Below are 23,001 nucleotides of genomic sequence, written 5' to 3' on the forward strand. Positions count from 1 at the left end.
GACCCGGCCGCGGCCGCGTTGCCGATAGCGTGGTCGCATGCTGGACTACGGCCTGGATCTGTCCGAAATAACCCGCGAAGCCGCGCTGCCCGATTTGCTCGCGGAAGGCGACGACCTCGACGCGGTGGTGTCCGCCGAACCCGACTGGTCGAGACCGACGCCGGCCGAGGGATGGACGATCGCGCACCAGATCGCGCATCTCGCGGCAGCCGACGCGAACGTCGTCCTCGCCATCCGGACGCCGGAGAAGTTCGCCGCGGTGCTGGGCGAAAACGCCGACGCGGTCGCGGCCGAGGGAGCCGCGCGACCGCGTGCGGAGTTGCTGGACCACTGGCGCGCCGGACGTGCCGAAGTCGCCGCGGCGCTCGGCGAAATCCCCTTGGACCAGGCATTTCCGTGGTACGGCTCGCAGTCGACCGCGACCCTCGCGGTGGCGCTTCGGCTGATGGAAACGTGGGCGCACGGGCAGGACATCTTCGACACCGTGCGCGTCGAGCACCGTCCGACGGACCGGCTCAAGCACATCGCCGCACTGGGCGTGGCCGGGCGCGGCCTGTCGTTCTACGCCGCTCAGCTGCCGCTGCCGACCGAGCCGATCCGGGTCGAACTGACCAGTCCCGAAGGGATCCTCTGGGGTTGGGGCCCGGACGACGCGGCGCAGCGGATCCGGGGCAGCGCAAGGGATTTCTGCCTCCGCATCACCCAGCGCCGCGGCTTGGACGAAACCGGTCTGGCCGCGATCGGCAAGGACGCGAAGGCATGGCTGGAGAACGCCCGGGTGTTCCTCTAACGCCGCTTGGGCCGCAGCAACGCGACGCCCACCGACAACGCGCTCGTCGACGCGACGTGAATCGCCAGCGCCTTCCGGTTCGGCGCCCACACCCCCGTCGTCGGACCGCCCGACCACATCGCTGCCACGAAACCGCCTGCAGCACAAGCCATTGCCCGCCACAGCGCGGGCGAACGATCCCGCCCGGCGGCCAAACCGGTGCCCACCGCACCGAACGCGCCCGCGGTGATCAGGGCTTCGCGCGCCATGTGGTACTGCACGTGCCCTTCGCCGTGGCGGGCCTCCGGTGCGCGGTAGCTCGGATCGGTGATGTGCGTGACCGTCTGCCACACCGACGGCGCCGCGGCGGCCAGGCCCGCGACGACGGCCGCCGCGCCAAGGGTTTCCCGCTTCATTGCTCGTCCTTTCCTTTGAGGTGATGCGAGACCCGCCGCAGCGCGTCGTTCACCACGTCGATGGTTTCCGGGTCGAGAGCCTTCGCGATTTCGCGTTCGATCTCCGTCTTGAGCTCGAACGACGCGAGCGCCTGCCGGGTGCCCTCCTCGGTGAGGGACACCAGCACCGAACGCCGGTCGCCTGGGTCCTTGTCGCGGCGGACCCAGCCGCGCGCCTCCAGCCGGGTGATCCGGTGCGTGACCGAACCCGAGGTCAGCTCGACCGCGGCCATCACCTGCCCGGGCGTCAGCCGGTGTCCCGGCGCGCGCTTGAGCGCGGCGAGCATCTCCAGCTCCCACAGCTCGATCCCGTGCGCGGACAGTTCGCGGCGCATGGCCAGTTCCAGCTGGTGCGCGACGCGGCGCAGCCGGTAGGACAGCGACTTCGCGGCCAGCACACCCTCGTCGCCGCCCCCGCGCCGGACAGCGTCCACCAGATCGTCGACCGCGTCCCGCGGCGCTGTGTTCACCGGCACGGACCTTTCTCTCGACATCAAGACAGTGGGAGAATACCTTGACGTCAAGAGAGTTCGCCACAGGAACTTCGACAAAGGGGGAATAATGGACATCGAGGTCGCAGTGATCGGCGCCGGACCGGTGGGGATGGCGGCGGCTGCGTTCCTGCACCGGGCGGGGGTCGCGGTCCGGGTCTTCGAGGCGGATCCGACCCGCGCGGGGCAGTCGCGGGCGACGACGATCCACCCGCGCACCCTCGAGCTTTTCGACGCGATCCCGGACGAACCGGGTTCGCTGGCCGCGCGCATGGTCGCCGCCGGAAACCCCGTGCCCGCCGCGCATTTCGCGACTCTGCCGAACCGGCTGGACTACCGCGGGCTCGACACCTCGTTCCCGTTCGTGCTCCTGCTGCCGCAGCCGGAAACCGAGCGACTGCTCGCCGAACACCTCGCCGGGCAAGGCGTCGTCATCGAGCCCGGGTGGAAACTCGCCAGCCTGACGCAGGACGAGCAGGGCGTCACCATCGTCTCGGAAACCGGCGACACCCGGCGGGCCGGTTACGTCATCGGCGCGGACGGCGCACACAGCGCGACCCGGCACGCGCTCGGCCTCGCCTTCCCCGGAACTCCCGCATCCACCATGGGGTTCCTCGCCGACGTCAAGCTGGAACGCCCGCCGGCCCACCCGCACAACTGGGACTACGAACGCGGTTCGTACAGCGCGTTTCCGCTGCCCGGCGGCATTTACCGGATCTTCGGCCACGAACCCGGCGACACCGGCCTCACCCCGGAGGAAGCCGCGCGCCGCCAGACTCAGATCCCCGACGAGGCCGAACTGCGTGCGACGCTCAAGCGGCTCGCCGACGACGATTTCGGCATCACTGAGGTGCTGTGGGCGTCGCGAACCGGAGACGCCACGCGCCACGCCGAGCAGTACCGCGTCGGCCGGGTGTTCCTCGCGGGCGACGCCGCACACGTGCACCTGCCAGCGGGCGGGCAGGGGCTCAACGTCGGCGTGCAGGACGCGGCGAACCTCGCGTGGAAACTCGCCGCGGAGGTACAGGGGCGCGCGCCGCGGCGGATCATCGACGGCCCGCAGTCCTACGACGCCGAACGCCGCCCCATCGCGGCCCGGCTCGCGGCGAACACCCTCGCCCAGGCGGCGCTCATGGTCACCTTCACCCCGGGCGGGAAAGCGTTGCGGGACTTGATGTCCGACCTCATCGGCCGCGACGGCGACACCGCGGACGAACTGCGCGGCTGGCTGTCCGGACTGGACGTTTCCTACGCCGAGGACGGCAGCCTCGTCGGCCGTCGCGTACCCAACCTTCCGCTCGCCGACGGCCGCACCCTCCATCGCGCGCTGCGGCCGGACCGGTTCACGCTCGTGACTTTCGGTTCCACCGTTGCCGAGGGCGAGAATGTCGTGCGCTCAACCCGCGACTGGCACGACTTGGCCGCCGTCCTCGTCCGCCCGGACGGTTACGCCGCCGACGTGTGGGCAACGGGCGAAGAAATCACCACCGACTGGACGGAGCACTGAATGGGAGCCGACACCGCACGCGGCCGCTTCGGCATTCTCGCGATCCTCTGCTCCAGCATCCTGGTCGTCGCGATGGACAACACCATCGTCAACGTCGCGCTCCCGGTCATCCGCACCGACCTCGGCGCGTCGATCAACGGTCTGCAATGGACGATCGACTCCTACACGCTCGTGATCGCCTGCTTTCTCATGCTCGCCGGGGCCACCGGGGACCGGTTGGGGCGCAAGCGAACCTTCCAGGCCGGGTTGGTCCTTTTCGGACTCGGTTCGCTGCTGTGCAGCGTGGCCCCGTCGATCGGCTGGCTGGTCGCCGCGCGCGTCGTGCAGGCGCTCGGCGGCGCGATGCTGAACCCGGTCGCGATGTCGATCATCACGAACGTCTTCGCCGACCCCGGCGAGCGGGCGCGCGCGATCGGGGTGTGGGGGTCGATCGTCGGGATCTCGCTGGGCGTCGGACCGGTGCTCGGCGGCGTGCTGACCGAGAGCATCGGCTGGCGGGCGATTTTCTGGGTCAACGTGCCGGTGGTCGTCGCGGCGCTCGTGCTGACCGCGCGCTACGTGCCGGAATCGCGGGCCCCGCACCCGCGCCGGCCGGATCCGGTGGGACAGGTGCTGGTCGTGGTCCTGCTCGGTTCGGTGGTGACCGCGGCGATCGAAGGCCAGCGGCTCGGCTGGGGCTCACCAGCGATCCTCGGCATGGCCGGGCTCGGCGTACTCGCCTTGTTCGCGCTGATCCGCTGGGAACTCCGCCGCCGGGAACCGCTGGTCCAGCTGCGGTTCTTTCGGAGCGCGCCGTTCTCGTCGGCCACGATCAGCGCGGTCTGCGGGCTCGCCGCGTTCGGCACGTTCCTGTTCCTGTCGCCGCTGTACCTCCAGGACGTGCGCGGGCTTTCGGCGCTGCAATCCGGTCTGATGCTGCTGCCGACCGCCGTGGCCGTGACGATCGCCGCGCCGCTGTCCGGCCGCCTGGTCGCCACGCGCGGCGCGCGGATTCCGCTGCTGACCGCGGGGATCTCGATGACCGTCGTCGCCGTCTTGCTCACCACCGCGTCCGCGACGACGCCGCTGTGGGTCCTCGCGATCGCGTACGGCGTGTTCGGCCTCGGCTTCGGGCTGCTGAACCCGCCCATCACCAACGCCGCGGTCAGCGGCATGCCCCGGTCCCAGGCCGGGGTCGCCGCCGCGGTCGCGTCCACCTCCCGGCAGGTCGGGCAGACCCTCGGCGTCGCCGTCGCAGGCACCATCCTCGCCGCCGCGGCCACCCCGCTCACCGGGTACGCCACGGCGTGGTGGGCGGTCGCGGGCGGGACCACGCTGATCATCGCGCTCGCCGTCCTCGCCACCACGGCCTGGGCGCGAGCAGGAGCGGAACGGGTCGCCCGCCGTTTCGCCGACGAGCCGCTCGCCGAACCGGTCTAACCGGGAATGGTGAATCGGGCAGAGGTGTGGTCCTTCCGTCGCCTATCCCGATCAACGGCCCCATGCCGGTGCGGGCGTCTCCAGAGTGGAAGATGCCCGCACCGCCGGAGGAAAGGCGCCATCCGCATGCCCACCCCGTCCGAGACCCCGGCCCTTCCGACCGACCGCCCGGCCGGCTGCCCGTTCGACCCGCCCGCCGAGTACGCCGCGTTGCGGGAGACCTCGCCGGTGTCGCGGATCCGCTGCCCGGCCGGGTTCGAGACCTGGCTGGTCACCCGCTACGACGACGTCCGCGCCGTGCTCGCCGACCCGGCGCTCAGCTCGCGCGGAGCCTCGTCGGCGCACGTCAAAGCCGATCTGGACCCGTACGACGAGGTCGACCCGGGTTCGATCATCCAGCTCGACGGCGCGGAGCATTCCCGGCTGCGCAAGATGGTCGTCGCGGAGTTCACCGTGCGGCGGGTGGAGCGGCTGCGCGAATACGTCCGCGAGCAGGTCGAGCGGCACCTCGACGCGATGCTCGCCAAGCCCGGCCGCGCCGACCTGGTCCAGGACTTCGCGCTGCCGATCCCGTCGCTGGCGATCTGCGAACTGCTCGGCGTCCCGTACGCCGACCGCGAGCTGTTCCAGCGCCAGAGCAGCCTGCTGGTCAGCACCGACCAGGACGCGGGCACCACGGACCAGGCGTTCCACGAACTAGCCGGTTACCTGGGCGCGCTGTTCGCCGGCAAGCAACAGGACCCGCAGGAGGACCTGTTCAGCAAGCTCATCGTCCGCGCCGAGGCGTCCGGGGAAGCGCTCGACCTGGACGAGCTGATCATGCTCGGCCTCAGCCTCCTCGTGGCCGGGCACGAAACCACCGCCAACATGATCGCGCTCAGCGCGCTCGTGCTGATGGAACACCCGGAGCAGCGCGCGCAGGCCCTCGCCGACCCGCCGCGCGCGGTCGAGGAACTGCTGCGCTACCTGTCGGTCGTGCAGTTCGGCGTGCTGCGGTACGCCACCGAGGAGGTCAAGGTCGGCGACCAGACGATCGCCGCGGGCGACTGGCTGATCGCCGCGCTCAACTCGGCCAACCGCGACGAGGACCGGTACCCGAACGCCGACCGGCTGGACTTCACCCGCGAATCGCCGCGCACACATGTCGCCTTCGGGTTCGGCGCGCACCAGTGCATCGGACAGCAACTCGCCCGGGTCGAAATGCAGGAAGCACTGACCGCGTTGTTCCGCCGCGTGCCCGACCTGCGACTCGCCGTGCCGAAGGAAGCTTTGGCATACAAGCACAACACGCTCGTCTACGGCCCCGAGGAGCTGCCTGTCGCCTGGTCCGCGTAGTTCGTCCGGCCGATCCGCGGCCACTCGGGTTAACCTCGTCGCGCACACCAGCGCACACCAGGGGGAACCGATGGCCGCGGACCAGCCTTCGCGCAAACGCGACGCGACGGCGACCAAGGCCGCGCTGCTGGACGCCGCGGCCGAACTGTTCGCCGACCGCGGCTTCGACCGCACGACGGTGCGCGACATCGCGCACCGCGCGGGCGTCAACCAGGCGTTGCTGTTCCGGTACTTCGGCAGCAAGGACGCGTTGTTCGAGCACGTGATGGCGCGCGGCGGCCTGGCCCAGGTCGAGACGACCCCGCCCGAACGGCTGTTCACCGCGGCCCTGCGGAGCCTGCTCGAACGCGACGACTCGGCGTCCCGTTCGATCGAGACCTACCTGCGGTCCTCCGGCACCGACCGCGCCGACGAGGCGCTGCGCGCGCAGCTCGACGCCGAGTACACCCGCGCGCTGTCCGGGCTCACCGACGCGCCGGACGCCGAACTGCGCGCCGACCTCGCGATGGCCTGGCTGCTCGGCATCGGCCTGGTCCGCTCGATCACCCGCAAGGACCCGCTCGCCACCGCGCCCGCCCACGAGATCGAGCGGCTCATCGGCCCGGCCGTGCGCACCCTGCTCGAACGCAGCAAGTAATTCGCTACAGCGGCGGAAGGCGCGCCGATACCGTCGGCGTATGTTCCCGTCCGCCACCGAGCCCGACCAGCTGACCCGCGAAGCGCTCCTGCCCGCGGTACGCGACCTGCTCCGGACGCTCGGCGAGCCCGGCGAACCCGTGCCCTTCGAGGACGGTTCCCTGCCGGTGTACGCCGTCGGCGACCAGCTCGTCCTGAAGCTCTATCCGCCGGTGCACCTGGACGAGCTGACCACCGAGCGCACCATGCTGGAAGTCCTGCACGGCAAGCTCCCCGTCCCGACCCCGGGCGTCGTGCACGCCGGAACCCGCGACGGCTGGGGTTACGTCGTGATGGAACGGCTGCGCGGGCGCCCGCTCAAGCAAGTCTGGCCCGAACTGTCCACAGCGGACAAACTCGCGCTCGCCCCGAAGATCGGCGAAGCCCTGTCCACCTTGCACTCGGTGAACGACCCGGTGTTGTCCGTGCTCGCTCCCCCGGACTGGGCCGCGTTCCTTGCCGGGCAACGCGAAAAACTGGTCGACCACCACCGCAAGACCACATTGGACGAACACTGGCTGGCCCAGCTCCCGGACTTCGTCGACTCGGTCGATCTGGGCACGCCGCAAACGGTGCCGTTGCACACCGAAGTCATGCGCGACCATCTGATGGTCACCCGCGAAGGGGATGGCTGGCAGCTGTCCGGCCTGTTCGATTTCGAACCCGCGATGCGCGGCGCGCCGGAATACGAGTTCGCGGCGGTCGGCTTGTTCGTTTCGAGCGGCGACTCGGCATTTCTGCGGAGTCTTCTGCTCGCTTACGGTTACCATCCGGCCGAGCTCGGCCCGGACTTCTCCCGCCGTTGCCTCGCGTACACGCTTCTGCACGTGTACAGCGACTTTCGCTGGTACCTCGACGTGCTCCCGGCGCCGCGAGAACCTACTTTCGTCTCCCTCGCCGACGCATGGTGGGGCGTATGAGGGGTACCCCCGGACTACCCCGCGACATACCCCCGTAAAAAGGAGTGAAATATGCGACAACCCGGCAATCGCGACGGACACTGGAACCGTTCCCGGGGTACACCAGGGGCCGGGACAGAAGGAGGAACCGCCGTGACTGCCGAGTTGAACCATCGGGAGCGGGCAACCCTGCGTGCCGTCGCCGAGGGGCACGCGGAAATCAGCTGCAGCTGTGAACCGGACCTGTTCGTCGACGGGCTGAGCCTCTGCGACCAGGGCACGGTCCGCGACCTCGTCCGCAAGGGCCTGATCGAACCCGCCGAGGACGGAGCGTGCGGCGCGCGGGTGCGCGCGGTGCTCACCGAGGCCGGGGCGCGGGCGCTGGACGGAAAGCCCGTCGCGGCTTGATCTTCGGGGCCTGAGCCGGGGGCTACCCGCGCACCCACTCCTCCCCCAGCTCGGCCGCGACAGCCTCGCCGCCGGTGAGGTCGGCGAGCCAGCCGCTGAACCGGTCTTCCTCGCCGGGAGCGAGGCCGACCTCGAAGTGCGCCGCCGCTTCGAAGCGTGTCCCGTGCAGCACGTACGGCGACGCGCGGAGCTCGTTTTCGAAGCGGCCCGCCCGCCTGTAGTCCATGGTTACGTCGAACAGCCGCAATCGCCGGTACTCCACCAGGCCTACCGCGTCGAGCGCGTCCGACACCGCTTGGCCGTACGCGCGGATCAACCCGCCCGCGCCGAGCAGCACTCCGCCGAAATGCCGCGACACCACCGCGACCGTGTCGGTGACCTCGCGGCGGCGCAAGACCTCCAGCATCGGCACCCCGGCCGTCCCGGCGGGCTCGCCGTCGTCGCTGGAGCGCTGAGTACGGCCGTCCGGGCCGAGGACGAACGCGTGACAGTGGTGCCGCGCCGCGGGCTCCGCGCGCCGGCGGGCCGAAATGATCTCCCGCGCGGCCGCTTCGTCGCCCACCGGAGCGAGCGCGCACAGGAACCGTGAACGCCGTATTTCGATCTCGTGCAGCCCGGCCACTGCCACGGACAGATAACGATCAGTCATCGGCGCTCCCCCTCATGACCCCCAGTCAACCAGCATCGAACGCGGGGTTGACACCCGGCAGGCAGACAGGTTTACGCAGGTCAGCGGCTTCGCTGACCGCGTGGCGGGAGAGACGGCCCGACATATGGGAGTACCCCGGAGGGCGTCAACGTATGCGTGGCCTTTCCCACGAGAGCGCGATGACGTATGTCGATCACAGCGAATTCACACTATCGTCATAAGACCCGGCGAACCCGGGAGTCACCACCACGCGCCCCGGCTGGCCCCCACCACACAGGCTGACCGACCCCGGCGCGTGTGCCTGTACAGCGACGTGCAGAACTTTTTCCGCCGCCCATCGCCGTGCGGTGACAAACCATCCGGCACCCGGCCCGGTCGTCGACCGGCCGCGGTCAGCCACGCATCGCGACGCAGTGCCGCGCCTCGCGACAGCGGAGGCACCGGATGGTTTCCCTTCTCGACTGACCATCGCGGTTTCGGACCACTTCGTTAACCGGTTCAGTGATGAACCCCCTTTCGGAGTGAAAGAACCCGCGCCAACGCCTTGGGAGGCGGCCAGCCGTGACCCACCGTTCGAGCACCCCGGCCACCGACGGCCTGTACGACCCCGCCTACGAGCACGATGCCTGCGGGGTGGCGTTCGTCGCGGACCTGACCGGTCGCCGAGACCATCAGATCGTGGCGAAAGCCCTTGTCGCGCTGAAAAATCTGGAACATCGCGGGGCACGCGGGGCGGAACCGGACACCGGGGACGGCGCGGGCCTGCTCATCCAGGTGCCGGACGCGTTCTACCGCGAGGTCGCCGGGTTCGAGCTGCCGCCAGAGGGCAGCTACGCCGTCGGCACCGCGTTCCTGCCGCAGGACGAAAAGCGCCGCGGCCGCGCCATGACCACCATCGAGCGGATCGCCGCCGAGGAGGACATGCGCGTGGTGGGCTGGCGCGAGCTGCCGGTCGACACCGCGCACTGCGGCCCGACCGCCGCGCAGACCATGCCGCACTTCACCCAGCTGTTCCTGGCCGGGCACAAGGACAACCTCGACGGCCTCGCCCTCGAGCGCGCCGCCTTCTGCGTGCGCAAGCGCGCCGAGCACGAGCTGGTCGAAGACGACGTTTACTTCCCGTCGCTATCTTCGCGCACGATCGTCTACAAGGGAATGCTGACCGAGCCGCAGGTCGAGAAGTTCTTCCTCGACCTCACCGACGAGCGCGTGACGAGCGCCATCGGCCTGGTGCACTCCCGCTTCTCCACCAACACTTTCCCGTCGTGGCCGCTCGCGCACCCGTACCGCTACGTGGCGCACAACGGCGAGATCAACACGCTCAAGGGCAACCGCAACTGGATGGACGCCCGCGAGGCGCTGCTCGAGACGGACCTGATCCCGGGCGACCTCAAGCGGATCTACCCGGTCATCACGCGCGGCGCGAGCGACTCGGCCTCCTTCGACGAGGTGCTGGAGCTGCTCCACCTCGGCGGCCGGTCGCTGCCGCATTCGGTGCTGATGATGATCCCGGAGGCCTGGGAGAACCATCAGGAAATGGACCCCGCGCGCCGCGCCTTCTACGAGTTCCACTCCACGCTCATGGAGCCGTGGGACGGACCGGCGCTGGTGGCGTTCACCGACGGCGCGCAGATCGGCGCGGTGCTGGACCGCAACGGCCTGCGCCCCGGCCGCTACTGGGTCACCGACGACGGGCTCGTGGTGCTCGCCAGCGAGGTCGGCGTGCTGGAGCTGGACCAGGCGAAGATCGTCCGCAAGGGACGGCTGGAGCCGGGCCGGATGTTCCTCGTGGACACCGTCGCGGGCCGGATCGTCGAGGACGAGGAGATCAAGGGCCAGCTCGCTTCCGAGCACCCGTACGACGAATGGGTCGACGCCGGGCTGCTGCGCCTGGAGCAGCTGCCCGAACGCGACCGCGAGGTCCCGCTGCACGCCGCGCTCGTGCGCCGCCAGCAGGCGTTCGGCTACACCGAGGAAGAGCTGGAAACCATCCTCGAGCCGATGGCCCGCACCGGCGCGGAGCCGATCGGGTCGATGGGCAACGATTCGCCCCTGGCGTCCCTTTCATCCGGTTCGCGCCCGTTGTTCGACTACTTCATCCAGCTTTTCGCCCAGGTGACCAACCCGCCGCTGGACGCGATCCGCGAGGAGCTGGTGACCGCGCTCGGCACGCAGATCGGCGCGGAGCCGAACCTGCTGGCCGCGGACGCGTCGTCCTGCCGCCGGATCGTGCTGCCGTTCCCGGTGCTGGACAACGACCAGCTCGCGAAGCTGGTTCACGTCAACGACGACGGCGACCTGCCGGAGTTCCAGGCGGTCACCGTCATGGGCCGGTACAAGGTCAACGGCGGCGGAGACGCCCTGGTGCAGCGGCTCGACGAGATCCGCGCCGAGGTGTCCGAGGCGATCGAGGACGGCGCGCGGCTGATCGTGCTGTCCGACCGCGGGGTCGACGCCGACCACGCGCCGATCCCGTCGCTGCTGCTCACCGGCGCGGTCCACCACCACCTGGTGCGGGAGAAGACGCGCACGCAGGTCGGCCTCATCGTCGAGGCGGGCGACGCGCGCGAGGTGCACCACATCGCGCTGCTCGTCGGTTACGGCGTGGCCGCGGTGAACCCGTACCTGGCGATGGCGACGGTCGAGGAGATGGCGCACCGGGGCCTCATCCCGGGCGTGACTCCCAAGCAGGCCACCACGAACCTGATCAAGGCGCTCGGCAAGGGTGTCCGCAAGACCATGTCCAAGATGGGCGTGTCCACGGTGGCCTCCTACACCGGCGCGCAGATCTTCGAAGCGGTCGGCCTCGGCGCCGAGGTGATCGACACCTGTTTCACCGGAACCACTTCCCGGCTTGGCGGCGTCGGCTTCGACACGCTCGCCGACGAGGTTTCGCAGCGGCACGTGCGGGCTTTCCCGGTCGACGGCGTCCGGGCCAGCCACCGCGAGCTGGAAACCGGCGCGGACTACCAGTGGCGGCGCGAGGGCGAGCCGCACCTGTTCAACCCGCAGACGGTGTTCAAGCTGCAGCACTCCACGCGGTCCGGGAAGTACGACATCTTCAAGGAGTACACGAAGGCGGTCAACGACCAGGCCGAGAAGCTGCTGACGCTGCGCGGGCTGTTCGACTTCAAGTTCGGCGACCGCACGCCGGTGCCGATCGAGGAGGTCGAGCCGGTTTCGGAGATCGTGAAGCGGTTCGCCACCGGGGCCATCTCGTACGGCTCGATCTCGATGGAAATGCACCAGACGCTGGCGATCGCGATGAACCGCCTCGGCGGCAAGTCGAACACCGGCGAGGGCGGCGAGGACCCGGAGCGGCTGTACGACCCGGAGCGCCGCAGCGCGGTCAAGCAGGTCGCGAGCGGCCGGTTCGGCGTCACCAGCGAGTACCTGGTGAACTCCGACGACATCCAGATCAAGATGGCGCAGGGCGCGAAGCCCGGCGAGGGCGGGCAGCTGCCCGGCGGCAAGGTGTACCCGTGGATCGCGAAGACGCGGCACTCCACGCCGGGCGTCGGGCTGATTTCCCCGCCGCCGCACCACGACATCTATTCCATTGAGGACCTGGCGCAGCTGATCCACGACCTCAAGAACGCCAACCCGGACGCGCGCATCCACGTGAAGCTGGTGTCCGAGGTCGGCGTCGGCACGGTCGCCGCGGGTGTGTCCAAGGCGCATGCGGACGTCGTGCTGATCTCGGGCCACGACGGCGGCACCGGCGCCTCGCCGCTGTCCTCGATCAAGCACGCGGGCGGACCGTGGGAGCTGGGCCTGGCCGAAACGCAGCAGACGCTGCTGGCCAACCGGCTGCGCGACCGGATCGTGGTGCAGACCGACGGCCAGCTCAAGACCGGCCGCGACGTCATGATCGCGATGCTGCTCGGCGCCGAGGAGTTCGGTTTCGCGACCGCGCCGCTGGTGGTGTCGGGCTGCATCATGATGCGCGTCTGTCACCTCGACACCTGTCCGGTGGGCGTCGCGACGCAGAACCCGAAGCTGCGCGAGAAGTTCAGCGGCAAGGCGGAGTACGTGGTGAACTTCTTCGAGTTCATCGCCCAGGAGGTCCGGGAGTACCTGGCGGAGCTGGGTTTCCGGTCCGTCGAGGAGGCCGTGGGCCACGCCGAGCTGCTCGACAAGCGCAAGGCGGTCGACCACTGGAAGGCCGCCGGGCTCGACCTGTCGCCGATCTTCCACGTGCCCGAGCTGCCGCCGCGCGCGGTGCGGCACCAGACCGTCAAGCAGGACCACGGGCTGGACAAGGCGCTCGACAACACGCTGATCCAGCTCGCCGAGGGCGCGCTGGCGGCGGGCGACAAGGTGCGGCTGGAACTGCCGGTGCGCAACGTGAACCGCACCGTCGGCACCATGCTCGGGTCCGAGCTGACCAAGAAGTGGGGCGGCGAGGGCCTTCCCGACGACACCATCGACGTCACCTTCACCGGCACCGCGGGCCAGTCGTTCGGCGCGTTCATCCCGAAGGGCATCACGCTGCGGCTCTACGGCGACGGCAACGACTACGTCGGCAAGGGCCTCTCCGGCGGGCGGATCGTCGTGCGGCCGCCGAAGGAATCGCCGATCGTCGCGGAGGACCACATCATCGCGGGCAACGTGATCGCGTACGGGGCCACGAGCGGCGAGATCTTCATCCGCGGCCAGGTCGGCGAGCGGTTCTGCGTGCGCAACTCGGGCGCGCTGGCGGTCGTCGAGGGCGTGGGCGACCACGGCGGCGAGTACATGACCGGCGGCCGGATGGTCGTGCTGGGCAAGGTCGGCCGCAACTTCGCGGCGGGCATGTCCGGCGGCGTCGCGTACGTGCTGGACCTGCCGGCGCACCGGGTCAACCCGGAGATGGTCGACATCGACCCGCTGGACACCGCGGACGTGGACTTCCTCCGCGAAACCATCGAAAAGCATTACAACGAAACGGAATCCGCCGTCGCGCGGGCCTTGCTGGCGGACTGGGACAGTGCGGTCGACCGGTTCGGCAAGGTCATGCCGAAGGACTACAAGCGCGTGCTCGCCGCCCAGGTGGCAGCGGAACGCGACGGGCGGGACGTGAACGAGGCGATCATGGAGGCCGCACATGGCTGACCCCAAGGGCTTTCTGACCACCACGCGCGAGGAACCTAAGCGGCGTCCGGTGGACCTGCGGCTGATGGACTGGCGCGAGGTCTACGAGGACTTCGCGACGACCAAGCTGGAGAAGCAGGCCGGCCGCTGCATGGACTGCGGGATCCCGTTCTGTCACCAGGGCTGTCCGCTCGGGAACCTGATCCCGGAGTGGAACACGCTGGTGTGGCGGGAGGACTGGCAGCAGGCCGCGGACCGGCTGCACGCCACGAACAACTTCCCGGAGTTCACCGGCACGCTGTGCCCGGCGCCGTGCGAAACCGCGTGCGTGCTCGGCATCAACGACGACCCGGTGTCGATCAAGCGGGTCGAGATCTCGATCATCGACCGGGCCTTCGAGGAAGGCTGGGTCACGCCGCAGGTCCCGGTCGCCAAGACGGGCAAGAAGGTCGCCGTCGTCGGGTCCGGTCCGTCCGGGCTGGCCGCGGCGCAGCAGCTGACCCGCGCGGGCCACACCGTCGTGGTCTACGAGCGCGCGGACAAGATCGGCGGGCTGCTGCGGTACGGGATTCCCGAGTTCAAGATGGAGAAGTTCCGCCTCGACCGCCGCCTCGACCAGATGCGCGCCGAGGGCACGGAATTCCGGACGTCGGTGAACGTCGGCGTGGACGTCACGGTCGAGGAGCTTCGGGAGAACCACGACGCGGTGGTGCTGGCGGGCGGCGCGACGGCGTGGCGCGACCTGCCGATCGAGGGCCGTTCGGCCGAGGGCATCTACCAGGCGATGGAGTTCCTGCCGCCGGCCAACCGGGTCGCGGCGGGCGAGCTCGAGGAGTCGCCGTACTCGGCCAAGGGCCTCGACGTGGTGGTCATCGGCGGCGGCGACACCGGCGCGGACTGCGTCGGCACGTCGCACCGGCAGGGCGCGAAGTCGGTGACCCAGCTGGAAATCATGCCGAAGCCGCCGGAGTCGCGTTCCGATGCGCACCCGTGGCCGACGTACCCGATGATCTACCGGGTCACGTCCGCCCACGAGGAGGGCGGCGAGCGGCTGTACTCGGTCAACACGCAGGAGTTCCTGGCCGACGAGAACGGCCGGGTGCGGGCGCTGAAGCTGGTCGAGGTGCGCAACGAGGGCGGCAAGTTCGTCCCGGTCGAGGGCACCGAGACCGAGCTGCCCGCGCAGCTGGTGCTGCTGGCGATGGGCTTCCTCGGCCCGCAGCGCGAGGGCCTGCTGACCGACTTGGGCGTGGAGCTGGACCAGCGCGGCAACGTCGTGCGGGACAAGGACTTCAAGACCACTGTGGACAATGTGTTCGTGGCGGGCGACATGGGCCGCGGGCAGTCGCTGATCGTGTGGGCGATCGCGGAGGGCCGCTCGTGCGCGGCCGGCGTGGACGCCTTCCTGACCGGCCGGGGCGTGCTCCCGGCCCCGATCGCGCCGACGGACCGGCCGATCTCCTGAGAACTCGGAGCAGGCGCGTCAACGTCGCCGCGCCTGCTCCGTTCAGACTCGGGGCCGAGCGCGGCAGCGTCGCCGCGCTTCGCCCCGTTCAGTTTCGGGGTTGACGCGTCACTGCCGCCGCGCTGGCCCCGGCTGTCGGACGGGTGCGACAACGGCGTCGCACCCGTCCTTTTTAGTGCGCGGCACCGTCGTTGTACGCGACCTCACCACCCACGACTGTCGCGCCGATGGTGATCTCGCCGATCTTCCCTGGGGCGACCGCCAGCAGATCGTCGCTCAGCACCGTGAAGTCGGCCAGCTTCCCCCGGCTCAGCGTGCCTTTGACCTTCTCCTCATGCACCGCATACGCCGAACCCACTGTGTACGCCCGCAACGCTTCCTCAGCCGTCACCGCTTCCTCCGGCCCGATCGGCTGCCCAGCCGCGGTCCGGCGGTTGACCATGTCGTGGATGCTCAGCAACGGCGACGCCGCGACCACCGGAGCGTCCGTGCTGCCCGGCAAAACCACTCCGGCGTCGAGGAAACTCCGCATCCGATACGCCAGCCGGCTGCGTTCCGGGCCGAGCGCGGCGAGCAGTCCGTCACCGATCTCGGACAGGAACCGGCCCTGTGGCACGGGAATCACGCCCAGCTCCGCGATCCGCGCGACAGCGGCATCGTCGGCGACCGCGCAGTGTTCGATGCGGTGCCGGACGTCCTCGCGCGGGTACTTCTGCTGAGCTTCCTCATACGCGTCCAGGACCGCTCCGAGGGCCGCGTCGCCGATCGCGTGCGTGGCGATCTGCCAGTGGCATCGGTGCGCTTCGAGGATGTAGCGGCGCAGTTCGTCCGGCTCGAACAGCATCAGCCCCTGGTTGCCGGGGGCGTCCTCGTAGTCGCAGCACATCGCGGCGGAGCGGCCGATCAGCGAGCCGTCGGAGAGGATTTTGACCGGGCCGATGCGCAGCCGGTCGTCGCCGACGCCAGTGCGCACGCCGAGGTCGAGCCCGAACCACTCGCCGCCGGGTTCGAACGGCCCGCAGTCGCGCAGGGCGGTGATGTAGGGCATCACCGTCATCCGCACGCCCAGCAGCCCGCGTTCGCGGGTGCGCTGGAAGGAATCGAAGTCGGCGCGGCCGTGGCCGATGCCGTCGACGGTGCCGATGCCAGGCTCGGTGACGCTGGTCAGGCCGTCTTTGAGGGCGGCGTGCGCACCCGCGGCGATGTTGGCGATGACCTCTTCGGTCGCCTCGGGGCGGAGCAGGCGGTCGACCAGGACGGTCGCGCGTTCCTGCAGCAAGCCGGTGGCGCGGCCGTCCTCGTCGCGCACCACGGTGCCGCCGGGAACGTCCGGCACATCCAGCCGGTCCGGATATCCGGCCAGGGCAAAGGCTTCGGTGCTCGCCACGGCCATGTGCCGCGACGTGTGCGTGAGCCAGACCGGCCGTCCTCCGGCGGCGCGGTGCAGGGCTTCGGCGGTGGGGTGCGCGCCGATCTTGTTCTGGTCGTAGCCCGCGCCGGTGACCCACGCGTCGGCGGGCAGCGTCGCGGCTCGCTCCGCCACGGCCTGGTAGAGCGCGTCGAGCGTCGGTGCGGCTTCGGCCGAGACGTCCAGTCCGCGGATCAGCTTGCCGCGCATGCTCAAGTGCTGGTGCGCGTCGTTGAGGCCGGGGACGACCGGCGCGCCGCCGAGGTCGACCACGGTGTCCGCGGCGAGACCGCGGACCTCGTCGTCGAATCCGACAATCCGGCCGCCGATCACGCCGAGCGCGGTCGCTTGTGGACGGTCCCGGTCCAGCGTGGCGAAACGTCCATTGTGGAATAACGCATCGAGACGCACTGAGCTCATCCTTGTCGGGTCAGGGTTTTTGCGGAGTCGGCGACGGCAGCGGTCCGGCGGGCGAGCGCCAGGACGCAGGTGAGGGTCAACGTCAGCAGCACGACGTGGTAGATGACGACCGGCCAGATCGCACCGTGCGTCGCGTTGAGCAACGCCTGCGCGATGAACGGCGTGGTGCCGCCGAAGATGGTGCTGCACAGCTGATAGGACAGGGAGATTCCGGTGTACCGCAGGTGAATCGGGAAGCCGCGGGTGAGGAATCCGGCGAGCACCGCGTAGTAGCCGGAGCCGCACACGGTCGCGACCGCGATGCCGACGAACGCCAGCCCCGGATTGCCGGACGCGATCAGCAGGTACATCGGCACGGTCACCACGATGTTGCAGCCCAGCGAAACCGCCATGAACCGCGTTTCGCCGACGCGTTCGGCCAGCCGCGCCGCGACCGGCTGCCAGCAGAACTGCACCACCGACGCGCCGAGCAGCACGTACAGCATGGTCTGGCGGCCGATGCCGAGTTCGTTCGTGGACCAGGCGAGGACGAACGTGTTGCTGAAGTACGCGGCGGCGATGCCCATGATGCTCGCGCCGATGCCGAGCAGCACGGTCCGCCACGCAGTCCGCAGGACCTCGACCAGCGGCACCTTCGCGACGGCGGCTTTCGCCTTGGCGCGCACGAACTCCGCCGGTTCCTCGACCTTCAGCCGGATCAGCAGGCCCAGCGCAACCAGCACCCCGGACAGCAGGAACGGCACCCGCCAGCCCCAGGTCAGGAACTGCTCGTCCGGCAACGCGCTCACGGCGAGAAAGACCACTGTGGACAGAATCGACCCGGCGGGCGAGCCCTGCTGCGCGAACATCGCGAAGTACGACCCGCGTCCGGCGGGCGCGTTCTCGGCGGCGAGCACGACCGCGCCGCCCCATTCCCCGCCGACCGCGACGCCCTGCACCGCGCGCAGTGCGACGAGCAGCAACGGCGCGGCGATGCCGATCTTGGCGTACGTCGGCAGCAGCCCGACCGCGAAGGTCGCGAAACCCATCAGCAGCAGCGTGACGACCAGCGTGTTCTTGCGCCCGACCCGGTCGCCGAGGTGCCCGAACACGATCCCGCCCAGCGGCCGGGCGAGAAAGCCGACCCAGAACGTGCCGAACGCGGCGAGCACGCCGGTCGCCGGGTTCAGCTCGGGGAAGAACAGCTTCCCGAAGACCAGCGCGGACGCGGTCCCGTACAGGTAGAAGTCGTACCACTCGATCGCCGTCCCGGCGAAGGAGGCGAGCGCGGCCCGGCGGCCGGTGGCGGTTTCGTGGTTCACGGGCAACTCCCTGGCGGCGGTGTTCCCCAGAGTCTTCGTCCCGCGACCTATGCTGTCCAATACCTGTCCGGACCCATTCCGATACCTCGGAGGCATAGGCGTGGAACTGCGTGTGGTGCGTTATTTCCTGGCCGTCGTGCGGGAAGGCTCGGTCACCGCCGCGGCGCGCGCCGTCCGGGTCGCGCAACCGTCGCTGTCGCGGCAGCTTCGCGCGCTGGAAACCGAACTCGGGGTGGCGTTGTTCTCGCGGTCGCCAGGCTCGCTCACCCTCAGCGCGGCAGGCACCCGGTTCGTGCCGATCGCCCAGGACCTCGTGCGCCGCGCGGAGGAGGCGGGCGCGGTGATGGCGGCGATCGGCCGCACCGAGGACACCCCGCTGACGCTCGTCGCTCCGCCGAGCACAGTGGACAGCCTGCTGGCGCCGTTCATGGCCACCGGCAAGGCCGGACCGGTGCTGCGGGATGCCTTCCCGGTCCCGCCGGACCAGGTTTTCGACCGGCTCCTGCACAGCAGCGCCGACCTCGGCATCTCGACGTCCCCGCCGCCCGCGCAGCTGGAAACCGCCGCGCTGGGCCGGGTCCTGGTCAGCGCGCAGGTCCGGCCCGGCCACCGCTGGTACGACGCGGAGTCCATCCCGCTGGCCGGACTGGCCACCGAACCGTTGCTGGTGATGAACCGCAGCAACGCCGCGCGCCTGGTCGTGGACGAGGCGTTCCACCGCGCCGGACTCGTCCCGGCCGAACTGAACGAAACCGGCTCCCCCAGCGTCGCCCAGGCCCGCGCCGCCGGCCGCGGCGAGGTGTGCCTGGTGACCGACCTGGTCCGGTTCGGCCTGCGCTCCATCCCGATCGAAACCCCCGACGGGATGCTGACGGTGCCGCTGTACGCCGGATGGCGGCGGGACCACTACGCCCGGCCGTCGATTCTGGCGTTGATCGAGGGGTTGCGCGAGTTTCGTGGTGCGTTGGGCGAATGATCAGCACTCGGTGAGAAGTTTTCGTTGCGGCGCAACGGGTTTGACTACTTCGTCGCGGTGCCGAGACCTCCCTTACCCGCCGGACCACCGCGGCAGGTCACCACCTCTACTGAACGATCTCGCGGTAACACTTCACCCGACTCGGTGACCCGGCGGCCCGATCCGTGCTAAACAGTGCGGCGATGGGAAAACTGACCCGCCGGGCCCGGGCCACGGCCGACTATCTCGTCTTCGTCGGAGCCGGGGAATGGCCGGTCGCCGTGTCCGCGCTCGGGGTCGTGCTCGGCGCCGTCACGATCCTGCCGAGCGCGTTCGGCGTCGTCGTGTCGATCGTCGCGCTCCTGCTCGGCCTGCTGACCCTCGTGCGGGACATCCGCCTGCTGCGGAAACGGTGGGCCGGTTACGAGTTCACCGCGATCGTCGCGCCGTTCCCGATCGCCGACACCCCGCCGCCGCAGGCCTATCCCGACGCGCAGTACCTGGCGGTTCCCTCCCGCGGCACCGCATTGGTCAGCGACGCCATCGACGCGGCGCTGGCCGAAACCACCTTCAGCATCACCGTCGCCGAGGATCCCTACCGGCTGCCCGCGAAGCTGAAGGCGACCGCACCGCACGTGCTGCCGTTGCGGGCTCGCGGCCGGTTGCTGTTCAACGGCCCGATCGTCGGCATGCGCGGCGAACCGCTGCCGGTCGCCGGGGCACGGCCGGCGCCGATCGTCCTGCATCGCGCCCGGTTCTTCGACGCGGTCTGCAGCAACGAACTGGCGTCGCTGCGCATCACGAACTCCGCCGACGGCCACGAGTACGACCTGCGCAACGAGGAATTGACCGACTCGTCCGGCGCGCTGCGAACCCTCGGCGCGAGCACGCTCGCCGACCTCGTCGGCGTGTCCACGATCGCGTTCACCTCGGACGGCCTGCTCGTCGTGGTCCGCCAGTCGGCCCGCAACTCAGCCAGCGGGCTTCTGCTCGCCCCGTCCGGAAGCGGCAGCCTGGAACCGCGGGATCTCCTTACCCCGCAAGGAGGAACCCGCCGGACCCTGCACACCGCGGTGTGCGCGGGGATGGAACGCGAACTGTGCGAAGAGGCGGCCGTCCGCCCCAACGAGATCTCCGAGACGCGGCTGACCGGTTTCGCACGCTGGCTCGAACGCGGCGCGAAACCGGAGTTCTTCGGCGTGACCCGGCTGTCCGTCGACAGCACCGAACTGACCAGCCGCCGCGCGAAGGGCGCGGAACGGCTTTACAGCGCCGGAGTCACCGTCCTGGAAATCGACCTGGCCGCGCTGGGCGAGGAACTGGCCGACGGCGTACCGGTGGCCGAAGCGAACGCCTTGCCGCCCAGGCTGCGCGACGACAGTTCCCTGCCGCTGCTGCTGTGCCTGCGCAGCGCCGCGCTGCGGGTCAGTACGCGTTCTTGATGACGAAGTAGGACCCGCGGATCGTCCCGGCGAGCTTCGACTTCTGGCGCGCGAACTTGAACTTGTCGGCGAGTTCCTCCGGGACGTCCATCCCGTCGGACAGCTTGAAGCCGACTGCCCGCTTGCCGCCCTCTTCGAGGGTGTACATGACGTTGATCGACAGGCCGCTCTCGTAGAACACGTAAGACATCCGGATGCCGTCGACCTCGAATTCGGTCGCCTCGAGCGGCCGCGAGGCGATGACGAGATCGCGTTCTTCCTTGAGGATCCGGTGCACCCAGTCGATGATCTCGGGGACCTCGGCCGCGGGCTCGACGGTGAAGACGTGGTCGTACTTGTTCTTGAAGTAACGCGCCTCGTTCGCCCGCAGCCCGGCGAGCGCGTCCGCGACCGGGGAGGACTCCAGGCCGACAGTCGACACGGCGGTGGAATCGACGGCGTAGGACATGATCCGCACTCCCGGGCTGGGTTTGATCGCGACGCTCGGCAGAATACCCGGGGAAAACCCTTCGGCAACCGGAGCGGCCGCCGGACCCCGGTTTCCCTCGAAGACGCCCGGTGGGGGAATTTCGTGCAGGGCTTACGGTGGCGGAGTGCGCAACCACCTGATCGACCTGGCCGTGGCGCTCGCCGTGCTCGGCCTGACGCTGGCCGGCGACCTGCCGGACGCGGACCACCCGTGGTTCTGGCCGGTCGCGGTCGCGGTGATGTTCCTGGCAGTCCTGCTGCGCCGCCGGTTCCCCTTGCCCGCGATGCTGGTCTCGGTCGGCGTCGCGCTGGCCACGCCGCCGTTGTGGGGCACCTCCGTCACTCTTTACACCGTCGCTTCGCTGCGCGGGCTCCGCTGGCCGACCGCGGTCGCCGTGCTCGCGGAAACCGGGCTGCTGGTGTCGTTCGTCCGGCCGGCGAACCTGCCGGACTGGAAGACGTTCGGGCTCGCCCTCGTCATGGAGGTCGTCGTCCCGACGCTGGCCGGGCTGTGGATGCACCAGCGCGCGGCCTTGCTCGCGGCCCTGCGCGACCGCGCGGAACAGGCCGAACGCGAGCGCGATCTGCTCGGCGAGCGGGCCGTGACGGCCGAGCGGCGGCGGATCGCGCGCGAGATGCACGACGTCGTCGCGCACCGGGTCAGCATCGTCGCGCTGCAGGCGGGCGCGCTTTCCGTGCGGGCCAAGGACGACGAGACCGCGCAGCTCGCCGAGGTGATCCGCGAATCGAGTTCCGCCGCGCTCAACGAGTTGCGCGACATCCTGAAGGTGCTCCGCGACGACGGTCCGGAGCCGCGTTCGCTGCCGGATCCGACGCTGGGCGGGGTCCGCCAGCTCGCCGACGACCTCTCCGCCGCCGGTGCGCAGGTGCGCGCCAGCCTGCCGGAACCGATGCCGGACGTGCCCGACCCGATCGGGCGCGCGGCGTACCGGATCGTGCAGGAAGCGCTCACGAACGCGGCGAAACACGCGCCAGGAACGACCATCGACGTGCGACTGTCCACATCCGACGACGACCTGGTGGTCGAAGTCGCCAACCCGCTCGCCGATTCGTCCGGGCTGCCGGGCGCGGGCTACGGCGTGATCGGCATGCGCGAACGCGTCACGCTGACCGGCGGAACACTCCGCGCCGGCCCGGACGGCACAGGCAGCTACCGGGTGCGGGCCGCGTTCCCGCTGCGAGCGGAGGAATCGTGCTGAAGATCCTGCTGATCGACGACGAGGTGCTTGTGCGCAGCGGCATCCGGATGATCCTGGAGTCCGACCCGGGGATCGAGGTGGTCGCGGAAGCGGACGACGGCCGCGAAGCGCTCGCGCTCGTCCGCGAACACCGGCCCGACCTCGTGCTCACCGACGTGCAGATGCCCGAGGTCGACGGCCTGGAGGTGACCCGCCGAGTGACCGCCGAACCGGACGCGCCCGCGGTGGTCGTGCTGACGACATTCGACCTGGACGAGTACGTGCACGAGGCGCTTCGCCACGGTGCCACCGGTTTCCTGCTGAAAGACACGCCGCCGCGCGAGCTGATCAAGGCGATGCACGTGGTGGGCAGCGGCGAGGCGATGCTGTCACCGTCGATCACCCGGCGGCTGCTGACGCACTTCGCCACCGCCGCCACGCCGACACCCGCCCGCGCCCGGCTCGAACCCCTGACACCCCGCGAACGCGAGGTCGCGGTGGCCGTCGGGCAGGGTTCGAGCAACGCCGAGATCGCCCGCGCGCTAGGGCTCAGCGAGGCGACCGTGAAGGTCCACTTGGGACGGATCATGGCCAAGACCGAAGCCGCGAACCGCACACAGGTCGCGATCCTGGTGCACGACGCCGGACTCGCCTGAACCCTCC

At 70.1% G+C, this 23,001-nt stretch carries 19 protein-coding genes; 13 read left to right on the plus strand and 6 right to left on the minus strand.

Features of this window, described 5'->3' with window-relative positions; genetic code table 11:
* Positions 1–37: 37 nt before the first annotated feature.
* Entirely contained in the window at positions 38–790 is a 753-nt protein-coding gene (locus WA670_RS38170; RefSeq protein WP_336161061.1) for a maleylpyruvate isomerase family mycothiol-dependent enzyme, read from the plus strand.
* On the opposite strand, the gene WA670_RS38175 is transcribed toward WA670_RS38170, so the two are convergent.
* Together WA670_RS38175 and WA670_RS38180 are read right to left on the minus strand one after the other, a co-directional pair.
* Complete coding sequence (locus WA670_RS38175; RefSeq protein ID WP_037817553.1) at positions 787–1,185, minus strand: hypothetical protein; 399 nt, start codon at positions 1,183–1,185, stop codon at positions 787–789. The genes WA670_RS38170 and WA670_RS38175 overlap by 4 nt on opposite strands.
* On the minus strand, positions 1,182–1,694 hold the full coding sequence (locus WA670_RS38180; RefSeq protein WP_336161062.1) for a MarR family winged helix-turn-helix transcriptional regulator: 513 nt from the start codon (positions 1,692–1,694) through the stop codon (positions 1,182–1,184). The genes WA670_RS38175 and WA670_RS38180 overlap by 4 nt, the downstream gene beginning before the upstream one ends.
* Before the next feature lie 91 nt (positions 1,695–1,785).
* Between WA670_RS38180 and WA670_RS38185 the strand changes: the two genes are divergently transcribed.
* The 6 genes from WA670_RS38185 (at position 1,786) to WA670_RS38210 (ending at position 7,958) form a co-directional block, all read left to right on the plus strand.
* Positions 1,786–3,222 carry an FAD-dependent monooxygenase gene (locus WA670_RS38185; RefSeq protein WP_037817555.1) on the plus strand — a complete coding sequence of 479 codons (1,437 nt, stop codon included), beginning with the start codon at positions 1,786–1,788 and terminating at the stop codon, positions 3,220–3,222.
* Positions 3,223–4,641 (plus strand): MFS transporter, encoded by a 1,419-nt coding sequence (locus tag WA670_RS38190; protein WP_238604915.1) that lies wholly within the window; start codon positions 3,223–3,225, stop codon positions 4,639–4,641.
* A 126-nt stretch (positions 4,642–4,767) separates the two neighbouring features.
* A complete protein-coding gene (locus tag WA670_RS38195) occupies positions 4,768–5,976 on the plus strand; it encodes a cytochrome P450 (protein WP_336161063.1) in 1,209 nt (402 codons plus the stop codon).
* Positions 5,977–6,046: 70 nt separating this feature from the next.
* Positions 6,047–6,613: a TetR family transcriptional regulator gene (locus WA670_RS38200; RefSeq protein WP_043839001.1), complete on the plus strand. Its 567-nt coding sequence runs from the start codon at positions 6,047–6,049 to the stop codon at positions 6,611–6,613.
* A 40-nt stretch (positions 6,614–6,653) separates the two neighbouring features.
* Positions 6,654–7,571, plus strand: coding sequence for an aminoglycoside phosphotransferase family protein (locus WA670_RS38205; RefSeq protein WP_336161064.1), 918 nt, complete (start codon positions 6,654–6,656; stop codon positions 7,569–7,571).
* 132 nt (positions 7,572–7,703) lie between these two features.
* Positions 7,704–7,958: a hypothetical protein gene (locus WA670_RS38210; RefSeq protein ID WP_134730456.1), complete on the plus strand. Its 255-nt coding sequence runs from the start codon at positions 7,704–7,706 to the stop codon at positions 7,956–7,958.
* A 22-nt stretch (positions 7,959–7,980) separates the two neighbouring features.
* Here WA670_RS38210 and WA670_RS38215 read toward each other — a convergent pair whose 3' ends face one another.
* Positions 7,981–8,607, minus strand: coding sequence for a YigZ family protein (locus tag WA670_RS38215; RefSeq protein WP_336161065.1), 627 nt, complete (start codon positions 8,605–8,607; stop codon positions 7,981–7,983).
* A 561-nt stretch (positions 8,608–9,168) separates the two neighbouring features.
* On the opposite strand from WA670_RS38215, the gene gltB reads away from it, so the two are divergent.
* Together gltB and WA670_RS38225 are read left to right on the plus strand one after the other, a co-directional pair.
* Entirely contained in the window at positions 9,169–13,701 is a 4,533-nt protein-coding gene (gene gltB, locus WA670_RS38220; protein ID WP_336161066.1) for a glutamate synthase large subunit, read from the plus strand.
* Positions 13,694–15,145 carry a glutamate synthase subunit beta gene (locus WA670_RS38225; RefSeq protein WP_037817572.1) on the plus strand — a complete coding sequence of 484 codons (1,452 nt, stop codon included), beginning with the start codon at positions 13,694–13,696 and terminating at the stop codon, positions 15,143–15,145. The genes gltB and WA670_RS38225 overlap by 8 nt, the downstream gene beginning before the upstream one ends.
* 172 nt (positions 15,146–15,317) lie before the next feature.
* On the opposite strand, the gene WA670_RS38230 is transcribed toward WA670_RS38225, so the two are convergent.
* Positions 15,318–16,973, minus strand: coding sequence for an amidohydrolase (locus WA670_RS38230; RefSeq protein ID WP_336161067.1), 1,656 nt, complete (start codon positions 16,971–16,973; stop codon positions 15,318–15,320).
* A complete protein-coding gene (locus WA670_RS38235; RefSeq protein WP_037817577.1) occupies positions 16,970–18,274 on the minus strand; it encodes an MFS transporter in 1,305 nt (434 codons plus the stop codon). The genes WA670_RS38230 and WA670_RS38235 overlap by 4 nt, the downstream gene beginning before the upstream one ends.
* Positions 18,275–18,374: 100 nt before the next feature.
* Between WA670_RS38235 and WA670_RS38240 the strand changes: the two genes are divergently transcribed.
* Together WA670_RS38240 and WA670_RS38245 are read left to right on the plus strand one after the other, a co-directional pair.
* Entirely contained in the window at positions 18,375–19,250 is an 876-nt protein-coding gene (locus WA670_RS38240) for a LysR family transcriptional regulator (RefSeq protein ID WP_336161068.1), read from the plus strand.
* A 182-nt stretch (positions 19,251–19,432) separates the two neighbouring features.
* Positions 19,433–20,671 carry a hypothetical protein gene (locus tag WA670_RS38245; protein WP_134730445.1) on the plus strand — a complete coding sequence of 413 codons (1,239 nt, stop codon included), beginning with the start codon at positions 19,433–19,435 and terminating at the stop codon, positions 20,669–20,671.
* Here the strand turns inward: WA670_RS38245 and WA670_RS38250 are convergent.
* Positions 20,655–21,119 (minus strand): phage tail protein, encoded by a 465-nt coding sequence (locus tag WA670_RS38250; protein ID WP_336161069.1) that lies wholly within the window; start codon positions 21,117–21,119, stop codon positions 20,655–20,657. The genes WA670_RS38245 and WA670_RS38250 overlap by 17 nt on opposite strands.
* 145 nt (positions 21,120–21,264) lie before the next feature.
* On the opposite strand from WA670_RS38250, the gene WA670_RS38255 reads away from it, so the two are divergent.
* Both WA670_RS38255 and WA670_RS38260 read left to right on the plus strand, forming a co-directional pair.
* Complete coding sequence (locus WA670_RS38255) at positions 21,265–22,359, plus strand: sensor histidine kinase (protein WP_336161070.1); 1,095 nt, start codon at positions 21,265–21,267, stop codon at positions 22,357–22,359.
* Complete coding sequence (locus WA670_RS38260; protein WP_043839009.1) at positions 22,353–22,994, plus strand: response regulator; 642 nt, start codon at positions 22,353–22,355, stop codon at positions 22,992–22,994. Before WA670_RS38255 ends, WA670_RS38260 begins: the two co-directional genes overlap by 7 nt.
* The last annotated feature ends 7 nt before the right edge of the window (positions 22,995–23,001 follow it).

The sequence above is a fragment of the Amycolatopsis sp. VC5-11 genome (genome assembly GCF_037034185.1).
In the GTDB taxonomy this organism is placed as follows: Bacteria; Actinomycetota; Actinomycetes; order Mycobacteriales; family Pseudonocardiaceae; genus Amycolatopsis; species Amycolatopsis nivea.

Bases quoted from the DNA above. Each gene is read 5' to 3' on its own strand.
- WA670_RS38225 (WP_037817572.1), top strand. From the start codon at position 13,694: ATGGCTGACCCCAAGGGCTTTCTGACCACCACGCGCGAGGAACCTAAG.
- WA670_RS38195 (WP_336161063.1), top strand. From the start codon at position 4,768: ATGCCCACCCCGTCCGAGACCCCGGCCCTTCCGACCGACCGCCCGGCC.
- WA670_RS38230 (WP_336161067.1), bottom strand. From the start codon at position 16,973: ATGAGCTCAGTGCGTCTCGATGCGTTATTCCACAATGGACGTTTCGCC.
- WA670_RS38170 (WP_336161061.1), top strand. From the start codon at position 38: ATGCTGGACTACGGCCTGGATCTGTCCGAAATAACCCGCGAAGCCGCG.
- WA670_RS38175 (WP_037817553.1), bottom strand. From the start codon at position 1,185: ATGAAGCGGGAAACCCTTGGCGCGGCGGCCGTCGTCGCGGGCCTGGCC.
- WA670_RS38190 (WP_238604915.1), top strand. From the start codon at position 3,223: ATGGGAGCCGACACCGCACGCGGCCGCTTCGGCATTCTCGCGATCCTC.
- WA670_RS38205 (WP_336161064.1), top strand. From the start codon at position 6,654: ATGTTCCCGTCCGCCACCGAGCCCGACCAGCTGACCCGCGAAGCGCTC.
- WA670_RS38250 (WP_336161069.1), bottom strand. From the start codon at position 21,119: ATGTCCTACGCCGTCGATTCCACCGCCGTGTCGACTGTCGGCCTGGAG.
- WA670_RS38245 (WP_134730445.1), top strand. From the start codon at position 19,433: ATGGGAAAACTGACCCGCCGGGCCCGGGCCACGGCCGACTATCTCGTC.
- WA670_RS38185 (WP_037817555.1), top strand. From the start codon at position 1,786: ATGGACATCGAGGTCGCAGTGATCGGCGCCGGACCGGTGGGGATGGCG.
- WA670_RS38200 (WP_043839001.1), top strand. From the start codon at position 6,047: ATGGCCGCGGACCAGCCTTCGCGCAAACGCGACGCGACGGCGACCAAG.
- WA670_RS38215 (WP_336161065.1), bottom strand. From the start codon at position 8,607: ATGACTGATCGTTATCTGTCCGTGGCAGTGGCCGGGCTGCACGAGATC.